Annotated in this window: 16 protein-coding genes; all 16 read right to left on the bottom strand. The window is 51.4% G+C overall.

The window, feature by feature from the left end; translation table 11 throughout:
• Nucleotides 1-665 (bottom strand): PEP/pyruvate-binding domain-containing protein (locus tag COY37_RS02325; RefSeq protein WP_286975860.1); only part of this gene is annotated, 665 nt, incomplete at its 3' end.
• A gap of 400 nt (nt 666-1,065) precedes the next feature.
• Entirely contained in the window at nt 1,066-3,144 is a 2,079-nt protein-coding gene (gene glyS, locus COY37_RS02320; protein ID WP_286678200.1) for a glycine--tRNA ligase subunit beta, read from the bottom strand.
• Nucleotides 3,137-4,024: a glycine--tRNA ligase subunit alpha gene (glyQ, locus tag COY37_RS02315; RefSeq protein WP_286678199.1), complete on the bottom strand. Its 888-nt coding sequence runs from the start codon at nt 4,022-4,024 to the stop codon at nt 3,137-3,139. Before glyQ ends, glyS begins: the two co-directional genes overlap by 8 nt.
• Nucleotides 4,025-4,459: 435 nt before the next feature.
• Nucleotides 4,460-5,209 carry a DNA repair protein RecO gene (recO, locus tag COY37_RS02310; RefSeq protein ID WP_286678198.1) on the bottom strand — a complete coding sequence of 250 codons (750 nt, stop codon included), beginning with the start codon at nt 5,207-5,209 and terminating at the stop codon, nt 4,460-4,462.
• A 286-nt stretch (nt 5,210-5,495) separates the two neighbouring features.
• Nucleotides 5,496-6,215, bottom strand: a complete 720-nt coding sequence (gene deoC / locus COY37_RS02305) for a deoxyribose-phosphate aldolase (RefSeq protein ID WP_286678197.1) — start codon at nt 6,213-6,215, stop codon at nt 5,496-5,498.
• A gap of 151 nt (nt 6,216-6,366) precedes the next feature.
• Nucleotides 6,367-7,719: a magnesium transporter gene (gene mgtE / locus COY37_RS02300; RefSeq protein WP_286678196.1), complete on the bottom strand. Its 1,353-nt coding sequence runs from the start codon at nt 7,717-7,719 to the stop codon at nt 6,367-6,369.
• A 25-nt stretch (nt 7,720-7,744) separates the two neighbouring features.
• Complete coding sequence (gene era / locus COY37_RS02295; RefSeq protein ID WP_286678195.1) at nt 7,745-8,677, bottom strand: GTPase Era; 933 nt, start codon at nt 8,675-8,677, stop codon at nt 7,745-7,747.
• A gap of 84 nt (nt 8,678-8,761) precedes the next feature.
• Entirely contained in the window at nt 8,762-9,229 is a 468-nt protein-coding gene (locus COY37_RS02290; RefSeq protein WP_286678194.1) for a GNAT family N-acetyltransferase, read from the bottom strand.
• Nucleotides 9,230-9,235: 6 nt separating this feature from the next.
• Entirely contained in the window at nt 9,236-9,688 is a 453-nt protein-coding gene (gene cdd, locus COY37_RS02285; RefSeq protein ID WP_286678193.1) for a cytidine deaminase, read from the bottom strand.
• 205 nt (nt 9,689-9,893) lie between these two features.
• The gene (locus tag COY37_RS02280) at nt 9,894-11,177 is read right to left on the bottom strand and encodes a hemolysin family protein (RefSeq protein WP_286678192.1); all 1,284 of its coding nucleotides are present in this window, start codon (nt 11,175-11,177) and stop codon (nt 9,894-9,896) included.
• A gap of 79 nt (nt 11,178-11,256) precedes the next feature.
• Nucleotides 11,257-11,958, bottom strand: coding sequence for a diacylglycerol kinase (locus tag COY37_RS02275; protein WP_286678191.1), 702 nt, complete (start codon nt 11,956-11,958; stop codon nt 11,257-11,259).
• Nucleotides 11,948-12,382, bottom strand: coding sequence for an rRNA maturation RNase YbeY (gene ybeY / locus COY37_RS02270; RefSeq protein WP_286678190.1), 435 nt, complete (start codon nt 12,380-12,382; stop codon nt 11,948-11,950). The genes COY37_RS02275 and ybeY overlap by 11 nt, the downstream gene beginning before the upstream one ends.
• Nucleotides 12,363-14,486, bottom strand: a complete 2,124-nt coding sequence (locus COY37_RS02265) for an HD family phosphohydrolase (protein WP_286678189.1) — start codon at nt 14,484-14,486, stop codon at nt 12,363-12,365. Before COY37_RS02265 ends, ybeY begins: the two co-directional genes overlap by 20 nt.
• A gap of 3 nt (nt 14,487-14,489) precedes the next feature.
• Nucleotides 14,490-15,416, bottom strand: coding sequence for a PhoH family protein (locus tag COY37_RS02260; protein WP_353682437.1), 927 nt, complete (start codon nt 15,414-15,416; stop codon nt 14,490-14,492).
• A 118-nt stretch (nt 15,417-15,534) separates the two neighbouring features.
• Nucleotides 15,535-15,996, bottom strand: a complete 462-nt coding sequence (locus COY37_RS02255) for a GatB/YqeY domain-containing protein (protein WP_286678187.1) — start codon at nt 15,994-15,996, stop codon at nt 15,535-15,537.
• A 19-nt stretch (nt 15,997-16,015) separates the two neighbouring features.
• The gene (locus tag COY37_RS02250; protein ID WP_286678186.1) at nt 16,016-16,366 is read right to left on the bottom strand and encodes a histidine triad nucleotide-binding protein; all 351 of its coding nucleotides are present in this window, start codon (nt 16,364-16,366) and stop codon (nt 16,016-16,018) included.
• Nucleotides 16,367-16,416: the final 50 nt, after the last annotated feature.

Raw genomic sequence — 16,416 nt, 5'->3', positions numbered from 1 at the left:
ACCGCCCTTTTATTGCCCCAGCTTTTAAAAACAGCTTCGATTGATAGACGCAGCTGCTGCTTCGGGTCTGTCGGAAAATCCATTCCCGCATGCGCTTTGACAATTCCCTTAAACGTCTCGACAAGCTCTTTCAGGTCATCGGCTGAAAGGTCGGTGTCATATTTCACGCCCACCTTCGCTTTAAGCTCGTTGATGGCTTCCTCAAAAAGCTCACCCTCGATCCTCAAGACGACCTTCCCAAACATCTGAACGAAACGGCGATACGAGTCATATGCAAAACGCTCGTTACCGGTTTGTTTCATAAGGCCCCGGACCGCGTCATCGTTCATACCTAAGTTGAGAACCGTGTCCATCATACCGGGCATCGAGAACGGGGCGCCCGAGCGCACGGATACGAGAAGCGGGTCATCCGGGTCACCGAGCTTCTTTCCCATCGTCTCTTGTAAGGTGTTGAGATGTTCGTTTACTTCATCAAGGAGACCGTCCGGGAAATGTCCCGTCTGGTAATACTCGTTGCAGGCTCCGGTTGTAATCGTAAAGCCCGGAGGCACCGGTAGACCGATACGCGTCATCTCGGCGAGGTTGGCACCTTTGCCGCCGAGGACGTACTTCATGTCGGCCGATCCCTCATTGAACTCGTAGACGTATTTTGTCTTGCCTGGCATTTCATTCCTCCCACTGTAATTTGTCTGTCTAAATCTGTCTAAGTCTGTCTAAGTCTGTCTAAATTCTACTAAACTTTTCTAAATTCTACTAAATTCTTAAATTAGATTTATTTATATCAGCCCCGATGGCTGGTTATATGCTGAGTTTTATCTTTGGTCGTTCTTTTGTCATTCTGAACGATAGTGAAGAATCTCGAGAGCACTCTCATCCTCTGCCACTTACTCCCGTCTAGGCTCTTACCAGCCCATCTAAGAAGTCTTCACTCTACGCTTTGTCTAAGCTTAGACCCTCTTACTCTAAACAAAGAAACTGCATCCTAGATTCTTCGACTCCGCTTACGCTCCGCTCAGAATGACAGCTAGCGAGCCCTATCTACATATTCAACTGTTCCAAGCCCTACTAAGTGCTTAGATTTATCTTTGAGAAATCCGCAACCCGCCGGAAACATTCCATGCAATAGTTCAAAAGCCTGATTCGATTGGTTTTAACGTCCTCTTCCTTCGCCATGACCAGAACTTCATCGAATAATTTATCTATCGGACCGCGTAAGCGGGCTAATATATCTATAACTAATGGATAATTGTCGCCGGCTTGCGTTAGGTCTTTATCTACCTCAACCAGGGTCTCGTAAAGCTCTTTCTCAGCGGGCTCCCGGAAAAGGCCTGGGTCGATTTCCGTGCCCGGCTCCGGTCTGGCAAGATTCTTACACCTCGTGAAAGCAACCATGAGATCGGCCATCTCGGGAGTGTCAAGCTTTTTAGCCAGGGCCTCAGCCCTTCTTCTGATGTCGACCATGTCGTCAATCGACCCGCCGCCGACCGCTTCAACAACATCAAGCGGTAATTCCTTTCCGAGAAGATAGGCGCGCAGCCTTCCCCGGATGAAATCCTCGGTGATTTCGGCCGTTACCGCCTGGTCGAAGTCTACTCCCTGGTCCTTGTAGAGACCAAGCGCGAGATCGATCATTGCGCGCATCGAAATATCCATATAGTTTTCCAGGATTATCGAGACGATCCCGTGCGCCTGCCTGCGAAGCGCATACGGATCTTCCGAGCCTGTCGGAATCAGCCCTGCGGCAAGGATGCCTGCGATCGAATCGAGTTTATCGGCAATACTTACTATGCGCCCGGTCGTCGTTTTGGGGAGGATATCACCCGCCGAACGCGGCAGGTAATGCTCAAAGATGGCCACCGCAACCTCTTCGGGCTCGCCGGAAATGCGGGCGTACTCCATCCCCATAACACCCTGGAGTGTCGGGAACTCACCGACCATTTCAGTTACAAGGTCGGCCTTGCATAAATAGGCGGCTCTCACCGCATAATCCACTTCGGTCTTGCCAAGACCCAGGCTTTTTGCGATCTCTTCGGAGAGCCTCACATCCCGCTGGATCTTTTGGAACACCGAGCCCAGTTTCACCTGAAAGGTCACGCCGCTGAGCTTATTCACATAGGTAGAAAACGGCAGTGAGCCGTCGGACTCAAAGAAGAATTTGGCATCCGAAAGCCGTGCCCGGATAACTCTCTCATGCCCTTTTTGGATGAGCGCGGTGAACTCGGGGTTGCCGTTGTTTATTACGATAAAGTTGGGCAGCAGTTTGCCTGCCATGTCCTCAACCGGGAAGTAGCGCTGGTGCGCCTCCATGGCGGTAACCAGCACGTCGCGCGGGAGCGCCGTAAACTCGCTTGAGAAGCTTCCACGGATGGCGTGCGGGTACTCGACAAGCTCAAGAACCTCGTCAAAAGTCTGCTCGTGCACGACCGCCCTGCCGCCGGTATCTCGAACGGTATCCCGGATGCCCGCCCTGATCATCTCGGCGCGCTTTGTTTGGTCGACGATTACCTTGTTCGCCTCAAGGGCATCCAGGTAATCGGCAGGTTGTTTAATCGGTACCGCATGGTTTGCCAGAAGCCTGTGCCCCATGCTATCCCTGCCGGATTCAACCCCATCCACGCTAAACGATATGACGCTGTTCCCAAAAAGCGCCACGATCCAGCGAATCGGCCTTACAAAACGGATATCACCATCGCCCCAGCGCATGGCCTTAGGGAACGAGAGTGAAAGTATTAATTCTGGAAGGATGGTGACGAGGATTTCCTCGGCTCCACTGCCTTCCTCCTCTTTTATGGCAAACACGTAATCGCCGCCGTCAACTGTACGCACCTCAAGCGATTCCACGGGCACGCCCTGGGATTTTGCAAAGCCCGTAGCGGCTTTTGAAGGCTGGCCGTCTTCGGTGTAGGCCACCTTTTTGGCGGGCCCTTTTACCTTGTGAACGGCCTTGGCCTGGCGCTCATCAAGCCCCTCGATACAAAGTGCGAGCCTGCGCGGTGCGCCATAGGTCGTTATGCTATCAAATTCAAGACGATATTTATTTAACAGAAGCCCTGCCCGTTCGCTGAGCTGTTCCATGCCTATGGTAACTGATGCGGCCGGTATCTCTTCGGTTCCTATCTCAAGAAGCAGGTCTTTTTTACTCACTTACCGCCACCGCCTTTTTCAAGAGCGGAAATCCCTGCTCTTCTCTCTGGGTTAAGTACGCCTGGGCGCTCATACGCGCAAGGTCGCGCACCCTTCCAATAAACCTGGTGCGCTCGGTAACGCTTAAAGCGCCCCGCGCATCCAGAAGGTTAAAGGTATGCGAGCACTTAAGCACGTAGTCGTAGGCCGGCAGAACCAGCCCCGCCTCAAGCGTGCGCCTGGCCTCGGCCTCGTAGGTGTCGAATAGCCCGAAAAGCATCTGTACGTCGGCCACGTCAAAGTTATACGCCGACCCCTGAACCTCATTCGGGCGGTGTACTTCGCCGTACGTTACGCCCCCGGCCCATTCCAGGTCAAAGACGCTCTCCTTCTCCTGGATATACATCGAGAGACGCTCAAGGCCATAGGTGATCTCGGCGCAGACCGGCTTTACATCGATACCGCCGACCTGCTGGAAATATGTGAATTGGGTAACCTCCATGCCGTCGAGCCAGACCTCCCAGCCCAGGCCCCACGCGCCAAGCGTCGGGGATTCCCAATCGTCTTCAACAAAGCGAATGTCGTGCTTAGAGAGATCAAAGCCGATCGCTTCGAGACTTTTAAGGTAGATATCCTGCACATCATCGGGTGATGGTTTAAGAATTACCTGGTACTGGTAGTAGTGCTGCAGTCTGTTTGGATTCTCGCCGTAACGACCATCGGTCGGCCTCCTCGAAGGCTGCACGTAGGCCACATTCCACGGCTCGGGACCCAGCGAACGTAAAAACGTAGCCGGATGAAACGTCCCGGCCCCAACCTCGCTATCATACGGCTGCACGATAAGGCAGCCATACTGCGCCCAATACGACTGAAGGGTTAAAATCAGTTGCTGAAAATTCACTAAACCAGCCTCTTCCGTTCTATCTTGTATCGAGTCTTTTTTGAATTTCCGGTTTATTAAAGTGGTTCAACCTCATATTTTAGCAAATAACACCAGATTAGCGCTATACCTTTAAGAGCTATCAGCTTTTAGCCATCAGCTGTCAGCTAAACCTGCATCTTTACTATGGTTATCTAAGCTTAGACCCTTGTACTTCTTAACAAAGAGGCTGCACCCAAGATTCTTCACTTCGTTCAGAATGACTCCCTATCTACCAGTGGGTCTATGTTTTCTTACCGAGGACTGCACCCAAGATTCTTCACTACGCTTCAGCAAGATTCTTCACAACGCTTCAGCAAGATTCTTCACAACGCTTCAGAATGACGGCTAGCAGTGCTCTTCTTTTAAGTCCGCACTCTAGACCTGCAGCTCTAGCTGAGAGCTGAGAGCTGACAGCTAACTACAGGCAAGTTGGCTCAGGCATTCTCTGCTTTTGAGCCGGGCTTGTATGTAATAGGCTATATAGTCGTGCATCAAGAGGTAGAGTTCGTCCTCCGTGCGTGCGATAACATCCATATCGATGGCTTCAAGAAGCGGTCTTCTAAGCAGCCGCGAGAGTGTCTCTACCGCTGCGGGCGTGACGACAATGCTGTTTCTGTCCGAGACTTTGCAGTCGTCGCACACGACGCCGCCCCACTGAAAGCTGAAGTGCATCTTGGCGCCCAGGCCTTTTTCGCAGACCACACAACGCTCAAGTTTGGGCATGTATCCCGATATCGCCATGAGCTTTATATCAAACGCGATCAAGAGCAGCCTGAAGTTCTTCTTGACCCCAGAAATCACGCTCAGTCCCTTAAGCAGAAGGTTATACAGCGCCACATCGCGCTCGCCTTCAATGGCCACCTTATTTGTAAGGTCAAGCATGGCCGAGCCGTAGGTTATCCGGTCGAAGTTGTCTCGTATCCCAGAAAACGAGTCGATGATTTCGGCCTGGGTCACAATATCCAGGTTTCTGCCTTTATAAAGCACCAGATCCACGTGCATGAACGGCTCGAGACGGCTGCCGAACTTGCTCTTGGTTTTTCTAACACCCTTTGCAACTGCGCTTACTTTCCCAAGATTGCTGGTAAGAATTGTAACTATGCGGTCAGCCTCGCCAAGCTTATGAGTTCTTAAAATAATACCTTTAGTTTTATATAATGACATGAAGCCCCCGGTATTTGGAATATTTTATCAGCCAATAAAGAGAGTACACCACTGGCCAAGATTTCGAAATTACAATAATTTAAGGCCCATCCGATTTTGGGGTTATATCTATTTTAGCCGATTTGCACCCTATTTATAAGATATTTATAACTCATTTACACTAATAATGTAACTCGTTAAAGCATTATCAGAGTAAACTATTCTTTGTTTATACCACAAAGTGCAGGCAGATGCTGGATGTGCTGAGGATAGTATAAAATTAGGCTGGCAAAAAGGCAGTCGCTGCTTACCTCCACGGATTGGCTGCCGGGGGGACGTAGCCTTGGCCAAAGGCTTCCTCGATGATAGCGACGCCGGCGCTCGTCCCGATACGGTTTGCTCCCGCGTTGAGCAGAGATATCGCCTGCTGGGCGGTTCTGATACCGCCGGAGGCCTTGATTCCCATCTCAAACGGCAGGTTTGATCGTAAAAGCTCAACGTCCTCAACAGTGGCGCCGCCGGTGGTAAAGCCCGTATTCGTCTTGACGAAATCGGCGCCGGCACGTTCGACGATATGGGCGGCGCGAACCTTCTCGTCATCGGTTAAGAGCCCGCACTCGATGATCACCTTTACGAGGATGTCGTGGCCCGCCTCGACCTCGCCCCTGCGGGCGGCTTCGACAACGGCCCGGATATCGTTATATACCTCTTCAAATAGGTTTGACTTTAAAGCCCCGACATTCATCACCATGTCGATCTCATCGGCGCCCTCATCTATGGCCTCTCTGGTTTCATGAACCTTAGCGCCGGTCGTTGTCTCACCCAGGGGAAACCCGGCAACCGTGCAGACTTTTACGACCGAGTCCCGCAATAAACGGGACGCGATGTTTACGTAAAACGGTGCTATGCACACCGATGCGAAGTTGTATTTTATGGCTTCTGCGCAAAGTCGCTCGATGTCCATTACCGTTGCATCGGGTTTTAAATTCGTATGGTCGATGCTCTTGGTTAACTCTTCCTGTCTCATCTACGCTCTCCTCCACTCATCCCGGCATAAAAAAGATGGGTAATCATCTATAATATGTATTATTGCCAAAATCGCCTGTTGCAAAAACCTCTATAAAAACTCTCAAAAGAGTATTTATCTTCTATGTGCTAAATTGTCGTGCCTAGGTATGCTAAATTAGAAGTTTTATCATAAGGGTTGCAAGACCCAGGAATGTCAAGAAGCCGAACACGTCTGTAAACGTAGTGACGATAACGCCTGAACCCAGGGCCGGGTCCTGGCGAAGGATTCTTAGGATAATCGGGATACCGGCCCCGGCCAAACCCGCAATCGCCATGTTAATGGTCATAGCCATGAAGAGGACTAGGCCAAGGTACGGATTACCCCTAGCAAAATAAGCGACCAAGCCGGCGAGTATCCCGGTCGTAGCACCTATTACCATGCCGATTCCTACTTGACGGGCAATAACGCGCATGCCCTCTTTAAACTCAAGCTGTCCTAACGCAATACCCCTCGTTGTAACGGTGAGGGTTTGTGTCCCCATATTTCCACCCATGCCCGCGACTATCGGCATAAAGGCTGATAATACAACTAATTTGCCGATAGTGCCCTGAAATGCGAGCACGACACTTGCTGCAAAAAAAGCAGTCAGCAGGTTAAACGTCATCCATGGGAGCCTGTTTTTAATTGATTCGACGGCGGGGCTATCGAGTTTCTCTTCGCGGGTAACACCACCGAGGCGATAGATGTCTTCGCTTGCCTCTTCCTCGATAACGTCGACGACATCATCGATGGTTATGATACCGAGCAGGTGGTACTCGTGGTCGACTACCGGCATGGCCAACAAGTCGTAGCGCGACATAATGTTCGCGACCTCTTCCTGATCGGTGTCGACATCGACGTAGATCACGTTGGGGTTCATGATCTCCTCAACGCGCTGATTTGCCTTTGAGATGATCAGGTCGCGAAGTGAGATCACACCGACGAGCTGGTTGTCTTTGTTTACTATAAACACGTAATAGATGGTCTCGGCTGCGGGGGCTTTTTCTCGCAACAATTCGATGGATTCCTGGGCGGTTAAGTCTTTGCGTAAGGCGACAAACTCCGGGGTCATGATGCCGCCGGCCGTGTCTTCCTTGTGCTGCATCAGCTTAAGCGCCTCGGCGGCTTCCTCGCGATTCATCGAAGCCAGGATGCGATTGGCGTCGTCCTTACTAAGCTCACCCAGCAGGTCTGCCACATCATCGGGCGACATCTCCTCGAGGATATCCGAGACCAGCGGGGTGTTGAGCAGGTCAACGATATCGGCCTGCTCGTCCTCGTCCATCTCCTGGAAAGCCTCTGCGGCGCTTGGAATATCCCAGGACTCGAATATTCGCTTCTGCTCGTCATCCGGCATGTTCGTGACAATTTCGGCGGCGTCGGCGGGATGAAGTTTATCCAGGAGGGCGATGACCTTCTGCAGTTCGTCTTTTTTTAATAGATTTTCCGCTGCTAAAAGCAGTATCTTATTTCTCTCCTGCAAATGGTACCTCGGTATCTATGGCAAATTACTCGGTGTAGCCGAATTGGCGCACGTAGCGTTCTTCTTTGCGCCAATCCTTTTTGACGCGAACCCGCAGGTCAAGATAGACCTGACTGCCGAGAAGCTGCTCTATTTCGGCACGTGCGCCCGAGCCGATATCTTTAAGCATGCGCCCGCCTTTGCCGATGAGAATACCCTTTTGGGATTCGCGCTCGACAAAAATAGTGGCAAATATGTCTACGATTTCGCCATCCTTTCTCGGCTTCATCTCCTGCACCTCAACGGCAACACTATAGGGCACTTCTTCTCTCGTCAACTCCAGAACTTTCTCACGAACAAACTCGGCGACGATAACGCGTTCCGGCTGGTCCGTAATCATATCCGGCGGATAATACTGCGGGCCCTCGGGGAGAAGCTCCAGTAACCTCGCGCTGAGTTTGTCGATATTCTCACCGGTTGCGCCCGATGCCGGAATCATATCGTCAAACTCGCCCAGTTGGCGGGCAACTTCGATTTGTATCTCCAAATCTTGCGGCTGAACCTTATCGATTTTGTTAAGCACAAGGATTTTCGGTGTAGCCAATGTCGAAATCTCGTTGGCGATAAACAAATCGCCCGTGCCGATGACTTGCGATGCATCGACCATAAAAATCACCGCCTCGACGTCCTTTAACGTGTTTCTGACGATCCGGTTAAGCTGCGCTCCCAATGCGTCTTTCGGCTTATGTAAACCCGGTGTATCGATTAGGATAACCTGTGCGTTCTCGAAATTAAGAACCGCCCGTATGCTGTTTCTGGTCGTCTGCGGCTTGTCGGAGATGATTGCGATCTTGCGCTGTGCTAAAAAGTTTAGAAGCGTTGATTTTCCGGTGTTCGGACGACCGACAATGGCGACGAATCCAGACCTGAAGGTATTATTTTGTCCACCGTTATTCAGTTGTTTATCACCGTTTTCCATGATCACTCTTCCAGTTCTAACTCATTTAGGTTTGTCTGATTTAAGTTTAGCTTATTTAAATCTAGTTCACTTAGTCTAGCTCACTTAGTTTAGCTTATTTAAATCTAGTTCATAAAGCAGTCTATCGATCCCGGGGCCGTACTCATCTGCAAGCTCTGCGATCTGTTTAAAGCCGGCTTTCCGGTAGATGCTGATTGCCTGCTCGCATTCGGGATCAACCGTAAGCTGGATTTTCTTAATACCTTCGTCCCGCAGCCTGCGTATTAGCTCGTGTATAAACTGCGTGCCGAAGCCCATGCCCCGCTTGCCTCTTTGTATCGCAAAACCGACGATAAAAGCCAGCTCGGGGTCTTTCCAGTCCTTGAGCACGTCGGCCACGCCGCATAGCGCATCACCGCACTTTAGCATGAAGACCGCGCCGTGTCGAATGAAGACCGGAAACGTCCAGTGATTCAATCCACCCTCGCCGAATGCTTCGGCTTCTACGTGCGAGAGCTCATCGAGAAGCCGGGTATCGAATTCGCTCAGGCGTACAACGGTTGGCTCTTGCATCTCTCGCTATCTCTTCTCGTTGAAGAGCTGCTCGTTCGTGAACGCCGTGGGAAGCAGGTCTTTTAGCTTGGCTTTCTTAACCTCGCCCGCGATGTTGGCCATGATAATCCTGGTTTCGGGGCCAAACTCGGCCAACACCTGGCGGCAAGCCCCACAAACAGGGCACGGCGTAGGGCCGTCGGCGACAACAGCAAGGGCCTCAAAGCTGCGACAGCCCGCGGTTACCGCGTTAGCCACCGCAACACGCTCGGCGCACATCGTTAGCCCATAGACCGCATTTTCAACATTGGCCCCAAGAAACACGCGCCCGTCTTCACAAAGAAGCGCCGCCCCAACCCGAAACCCCGAGTACGGCGCATACGCATTCTGCCTCGCCTCAGTTATAGCAGCCTGTATCAACTCTGTGTCGTCCATAAAACTAGTCCTTTTAGAGCTATCAGCTGTTAGCTCAACACTCATCTTAGAGATGCTTTATCTAAGCTTAAACCCTCGTGCCATAAAAAAGGTACTGCACTCAAGATTCTTCACTTTGTTCAGAATGACACCCAGCAATAGTCTTCCTCATAACCCACTCTCAAGACCTGCATACTCCCTACTGCCTGCTAGGCCCAGCCTCTGGATCCTCATTAATTCGCAATTCGACATTCCTCTGGCTTCTGCCCTTTTAGCCGACTTCCCTGCTTTTGCCCTCGGTCTCTTCTTCGCGGGTAACTAGGATTTTCGATATTCGCCTGCCGATTACCTTCTCAACTTTGAAAGTGAGATCCTCGAAGCGGACTGTTTCGCCGGCGGTCGGGATCCTGCCGATCAGGCTGTAGACAAAGCCGCCGATGGTATCAACATTATCCCTGGACAGGCTGGTATTTAGTATCTCGTTGGCCTCGTTGATATTGACGCGCGCATCCATTCGGATTGTTCGCTCGTCGATAAACTCGACCAGGGTCTCTTCGAGATCGTACTCATCGAAGATCTCGCCGACAATCTCCTCCAACAGATCCTCGATAGTAACAAGCCCGGCCGTGCCGCCGTACTCGTCGACGACGACCGCAATGTGCAGACGCTTCTTTTGAAGCTCGCGCAACAACTCGTCGACCTTTTTCGATTCGGGGACGTAATACGCCAGGCGCATTAACTGTCTGAGCGGTATGTCGATCCTGCCTTTACTCATATGTATCAAGAGGTCTTTGGCATAGATAACGCCAACGACATTATCAACTGTTTCTTCATAGACCGGGATTCGCGAATGGCCTTCCCTGATTACCAGAGAGAGAACTTCTTCAATGGGCGCATCGATACCTACCGAAACCATATCCATCCTGGGGACCATGACCTCACGCACGATGGTATCGCCAAATTCAAAGATGCTGTGGATAAGTTCTTTCTCTTCTTCTTCGATGACACCGCCCTCTTCTTCGCCGGCGCTGATCATGCCGAGCATTTCCTCCTCGGTGACGACCGGCAGTTCCTTGATGGGCTTACCACCGAACAGCCGGACAAAGACGTTGGCGATGGAAATAAAGATGCTCGTGACCGGGTTAAGTATCTTGGAGAGCGCGTTTAAGAACGGCGCGGTCCTGAGAGCTATATGCTCGGCGTGACGCGTACCGAACGTGCGCGGCACAATTTCGCCGAATACCAGAATCATAAAGAGCATAACCACAACGGTTACAAGCAGCGCCAAACTCTTGCTATATTGCGCCGTAAGTATCGTGGCGAGAGAAATTGCGGCGATATTGACCGTGTTGTCGATCAGTAAAAGCGACGACAGCAGGCGACCCGGGTGCATGAGCAGCGAGTCCAGCAGTTTAGAACCCGGGACATCCTGCTCTACCAGGTAGCCGATTCGAATCCGGCTTACCGAACGTATGGCGCTTCTAATGGCCGTGAACAGGGCCGATAGACCGACTAACGCGATTATTATAACGCTATCTACTAACCAGTCTGACAAAAAGCATCCTCCTTAAGAAATTAGCGAAAACTTATCACTAACTTATGAACTATAAGTTGAACTATAAGTATAAATCGGATTACATATAAAAGACCTGAAAGATCAGGATAGTTATAAGTATTCCGATCAACCCGCCTGAAACGATTTCAAGCGTGGTGTGTATCCCTGCGTCCGCCCTGCTGTGAAAGACGAGCAGCGCAAGCGCCAATCCAAGGGTTGCGACGATGGGCGAATGGCTTATGAAGGCTATCGCCGTAAACAGGGCTCCCGCAATGGCGCTGTGCCCGCTCGGCCAGCCGCCTTTTAAAAAACTGCCGCTACCGATCCACGCCTTTGCAGAGACTACGGTGATAAGCACCAGCAAGAGCGATATTACGGTTATATGCGCCGGCGACTGGCGCACCTTCTGGATAAGGCTCAGGCTGTATGGATTCAACTTCGAGAAAAATACGAAGTAGGCCACTATAACAGCGTTGATACTTGCCAGAAGAACGGCCCCGGCGGCGACATCTTTCGCCAGCCCGGCGATAGGATCATAGGTGGTCGTAACCAGGTCGATGGTTGCTTCGATCGCGGTGTTGATCAGCTCCGCCACCATCACGAGCGCCGATGCGAAAATCAGGGCGATGAACGCCCAGGATTCAAGTTTTAAGAAAAGCGCAAGACCCAAAGCGAATGCGGCGACAGCAAAATGGATTTTCATGTTGCGCTGAGTTCGCACCACGTAAATTAGCCCGTCTATAGCATAGTTGAAGCTCTGAAGAAGCGATCTATTTTTCATCAGCGAGGATTTCCTTTTCGTGCCCTTCCATGATCTTGGCCTCGGTATCGTCTTGATGGTCGTATCCCAGCAAGTGCAGGATGCCGTGGGTTAAAAGAAGTGCCATTTCCTGTTCAAAGGTCTGACCATATTCCTCGGCCTGCCTGGCGGCCGCCGATGGGCAGATAACGACATCGCCCAGTAAATGCGGATATTCGCTAGTGCCCGGCTCCTCCTCCTCGGTCTCGAACGAAAGAACATCCGTGACCGAGTCTTTGCCCCGGTAGTGGGCGTTGAGCCCGCGAATTTCATCCTCATCGACCAGGGCGATACTTAACTCAACGTCGTCCTCGACATGTTCATAGGCAAGCGCTGTCCGTGCCACCTTTAAAAGAAGTTCATCATCCACCAGCACATCCTGGTTGTTATTTATTAGGATTTCCATGAGCGGCCAGGCTCCTTGTCTGGGGGAAGGGCACCGTCGGGTACTCGATCCTTGTATGGTATAAGCTGCTTAATACTTGAGTAAAGCTTCGGATAATCTTTTCTATATCGTTGAGCGTGAGATCGCTTTCGTTAAGCTGACCGTCGTCAAGTTTGCTCTGTACTATTCGCTTGATAAGCTGCTCGATTCTTCCGGGCGACGGTTTTGTTATCGTGCGCGCCGCCGCCTCGACCGAGTCGGCCAGCATCACGAGCGCCGCCTCTTTTGTACCCGGGCGGGGGCCTTGATATCTAAAATTCTCTTCGCTGATACACTCTTTAACGATGTTCTCTTTTGCCTTGGCATAGAAATATGCAACCACGCTGCTGCCGTGATGCTCGTTGATGATGTCGACGATCTCTCGCGGCAGGTGCTGCTTCTTCGCCATCTCAACTCCGTCTTTTACGTGCGAGGTGATGATAAGGCAGCTGAGGCTCGGGTTGGTATGGTCGTGTGGGTTCTCGCCGCCGATCTGGTTCTCTACAAAAAAGAGCGGTCGCTTTATCTTGCCAATGTCATGATAATAGGCGCCGACTCTTGCCAGCAGCGGGTTCGCCCCTATCTCTTCCGCCGCGCTCTCGGCAAGGTTTCCGGTCATGATGCTGTGGTTATACGTGCCGGGGGCCTTCATCATAAGCTCACGCAACAGCGGCTGGTTGGCATATGAAAGCTCGACGAGCTTAATATCCGTTGTGATGCCGAATGCCTTCTCAAGAAACGGCAGCGCCCCAATAGTCAAAACCGCGGCTGAAATGCCCCCAAGCAAACCCCAGCCGAGGTTCTTAAGAACCTCGAACCATCCCGCGCCGCTTAAAAGCGTCGTGGTTAATGCCAGCACCGTAGTCGCCAGCGTCACCCAGGCGCCCGCGATAACCAGGTCGGTGCGGTGCCTGATGTTGTAGGTCGCAAAAATCGCAAAAAGGCCGGTCAGCAGACCATACAGCGCATACTGGTAATTCTGCCCCGCGATTAATCCCGAGAACAAACCGATCATCAAAACCATTAAAACGGATATCTCGACGCCGAACAGAAGCGCCGTAAGCATCGCGGCGGCGGCGACCGGAATCAAGAAAAACGAGTAAAAGGGCCCGACGAATTTAGCTAAAAGAATCGTTGCAATAAATATGATACCGAGTACGGCGATCAACCTGTCGTTCTTATAGATTCGTAGCTGGTAATGATGCAGGTAGAGAGCGAAAGCCAAAAACGCCACGAGCGCAAAGAGCGAAAGTCCGCCGATCCTTACAAGGTCGATACCCCGCTTCATCAAGCCGAGTTCCTTGAGGATTTTTTCCTGGCCGCTTGAGACAATCTCGCCCTCACGTACCACCGTTTCACCCTTCTGTTTGCTTACCACAACCGGAAGGATGCCGTTGGATGCTTCTTTCCTTAGCCATTCCGTCGCTTTCTCGTCGTAAAAGTAGTTGGGTTTAAGATAGAGCATGCCGACTTCGGCGATGACCGCACCTTTATTCCTGTCCTCGGTCAGACCACCGGCCATGCTTCTGAATTCACTCTTCTTGTTAATAAGGTTCTCCGATGTCACCCGGTCCCTGTACGCCTGGTCGATCTGGTTCACTATCGTGGATTCAACCGCGTTTAAATCGGTATCGGGGGCAACGAGAAGGATTCCCAACACGCTCTTGTCAAACGTCGAGCCGACCTCTTTTGAGAGCAGATCGAGTTTTGCCTCAGGGGTTAGCGCCTGGTTAACGCGCACCTGGCGCACCGCGTTAAAGAACTTACGGACGAGATCGATTACCTGATTCTCAACAGCCCAGTCCCTGTTATAGACCTTCTGAACGTGGGCGGCGGCCTCTTTGCGAAGCGCCTCGGTTCTATCGAAATCAACGAATTCGAGATCTCGCGAAGCTTTAATCGTTTTCGGGCTTGGTTTTCCAACCTGAATACCGGAAAGTCGATCCGGGAGGAAGTCGATGGTGAGCGTGGCAAGAACGACCACAAAGATGAGTGCAACGAGTAAAGACCGGCGAAGATCGGTACTTTGCCAATCAACCTTATTGTAGAACTCTTTAGCTTTTGCGAGGCCAAAGTCGGCGGTCATGGCTTACTTCTTTGAACCTCTTTCATCGTCATGCTGCTTATAGGCTTCGACTATTCTTTGAACAAGCTTATGACGAACCACATCGCGGGCCGTTAGATGGACGAAACTGATGCCATCGATTCCCGTCAAAATCTTTTCTATGACTAGCAGACCCGAGTGTTGCCCCTGCGGCAGATCGATCTGCGTCGCGTCGCCGGTAACAACCACCTTTGAGCCGAATCCAAGCCGTGTCAGGAACATCTTCATCTGCTCCGGCGAGGTATTCTGGGCTTCATCCAAAATTATGAACGAGTCGTTGAGCGTGCGTCCCCTCATATAAGCAAGCGGCGCTACCTCAATCGTTCCGCGTTCCATCAAGTGCTGGAACTGTTCAGCATCCATCATATCATAAAGCGCGTCGTAAAGTGGTCGTAAATACGGATCGACTTTTTGATATAAATCTCCCGGAAGATAGCCGAGCCTCTCCCCGGCCTCAACGGCCGGTCGGGTCAAGATGATTCTTCCGATTGTCTTATCTTTTAGGGCGCGCACGGCCATCGCCATCGCCAGATATGTCTTTCCGGTTCCCGCCGGGCCGATCGAAAATGTAACCGTACTCTTGCGGATCGCGTCTATATATTCCTTTTGTCCCGCGGTTTTCGGCCCGATTGCTTTTCTGCGATGGGTGATGATGATATCGGAATAGATGCTGGACGGAGAAATCTGGTCGTCACCGAGAACAAGCTCGACGCTATGCTCTACCTTTTGAGGCGTTAAGTGCTGCCCGTTGGACAGAACGTTTAACAATTCCCTAAAAACAGTCGCCACGGCCTCGATCTCCCCGGCGTTGCCTTTGATGGTTATTTCGTTTCCCCGTACAAGTATGGTGCTGTTAAATTTGTCCTCTATGATTTTTAATAACTGGTCCTGGTGACCGAGCAGCTCAACCATCGCCTGGTCATCCGGAACAACAACCTTAATTTCTTTTATATCCGCCAATTAGGCTATCTCACTCCTTTAAGTGAGAAAATTATACCACATATAGAAAACAGCTACGACTACCAGCGGCTTAACCCTTTAAGAGTTCTGAGGCCATCTTACTAACCCGACCGCCCTCGGCCTTACCCTTCACTCTGGGCATCAGCGCCCCCATAACTTTACCCATATCCTTCGGGGATGTAGCGCCGGTTTCTCTAATCGCTTCTTCTACAAGGGTTTTAAGCTCCTCATCCGAGAGCTGTTCCGGCAGGTAATCGAGGAGAACGGCCGCTTCTTTCTCTTCTTTTTCGACCAGATCCCGGCGCCCGCCTTTACCGTACTGCTCGATCGAATCCTTGCGGCTCTTGATCTGGCGCTGGATGACTGCGATTACCTCTTCGTCGGTCAGCTCAGCCTTCTTCATTATCTCGACATTCTTAATATCTGCATTTAAAAGCCGGATGGTCGAGAGCCGTATCTTCTGCTGGGGGTCGGACTGGGCCCCGCGCATGGCCGATTTAAGGTCTTCCTTTAAGCGATCCTTGATAGACAATTGTTGACCTCCTTGTATTCTATCTTAGGCACCGCATCGGGCCAATGTGTTCTCCGCCCATGACGTGAAAGTGGACGTGGTCGACTTCTTGCCCCGCATCGGGGCCGGTATTTGCTATGAGCCTGAATCCGGTTTGGGCAATACCGGTGATCCGCGCTACATTGTCGGCGGCAAGCAGAATCCTGCCCAACAGCTCGGCATCCGCCTGGGTGGTATCGGTGAGTTTTGCGATATGCTTCCTTGGGATAATAATAACATGCACGGGCGACTGCGGTTGAATATCCCTGAAGGCGACCACATAATCATCCTCATACACGATATCTGCGGGGATTTCCCCGGCTGCGATTTTACAGAAAATATCTTTATTCATCTGCATCCTCCTATTCACCGGTCTTTCCATAGAGCATCGCTTGTTCCTGC

Origin of the sequence: Candidatus Aquicultor secundus, from assembly GCF_002791875.1 — a bacterium.
GTDB classification, from domain to species: domain Bacteria; phylum Actinomycetota; class Aquicultoria; order Aquicultorales; family Aquicultoraceae; genus Aquicultor_A; species Aquicultor_A secundus.
Note: the sequence above shows the minus strand (reverse complement) of the source record. Positions and strands in the feature narration are given on the sequence as shown.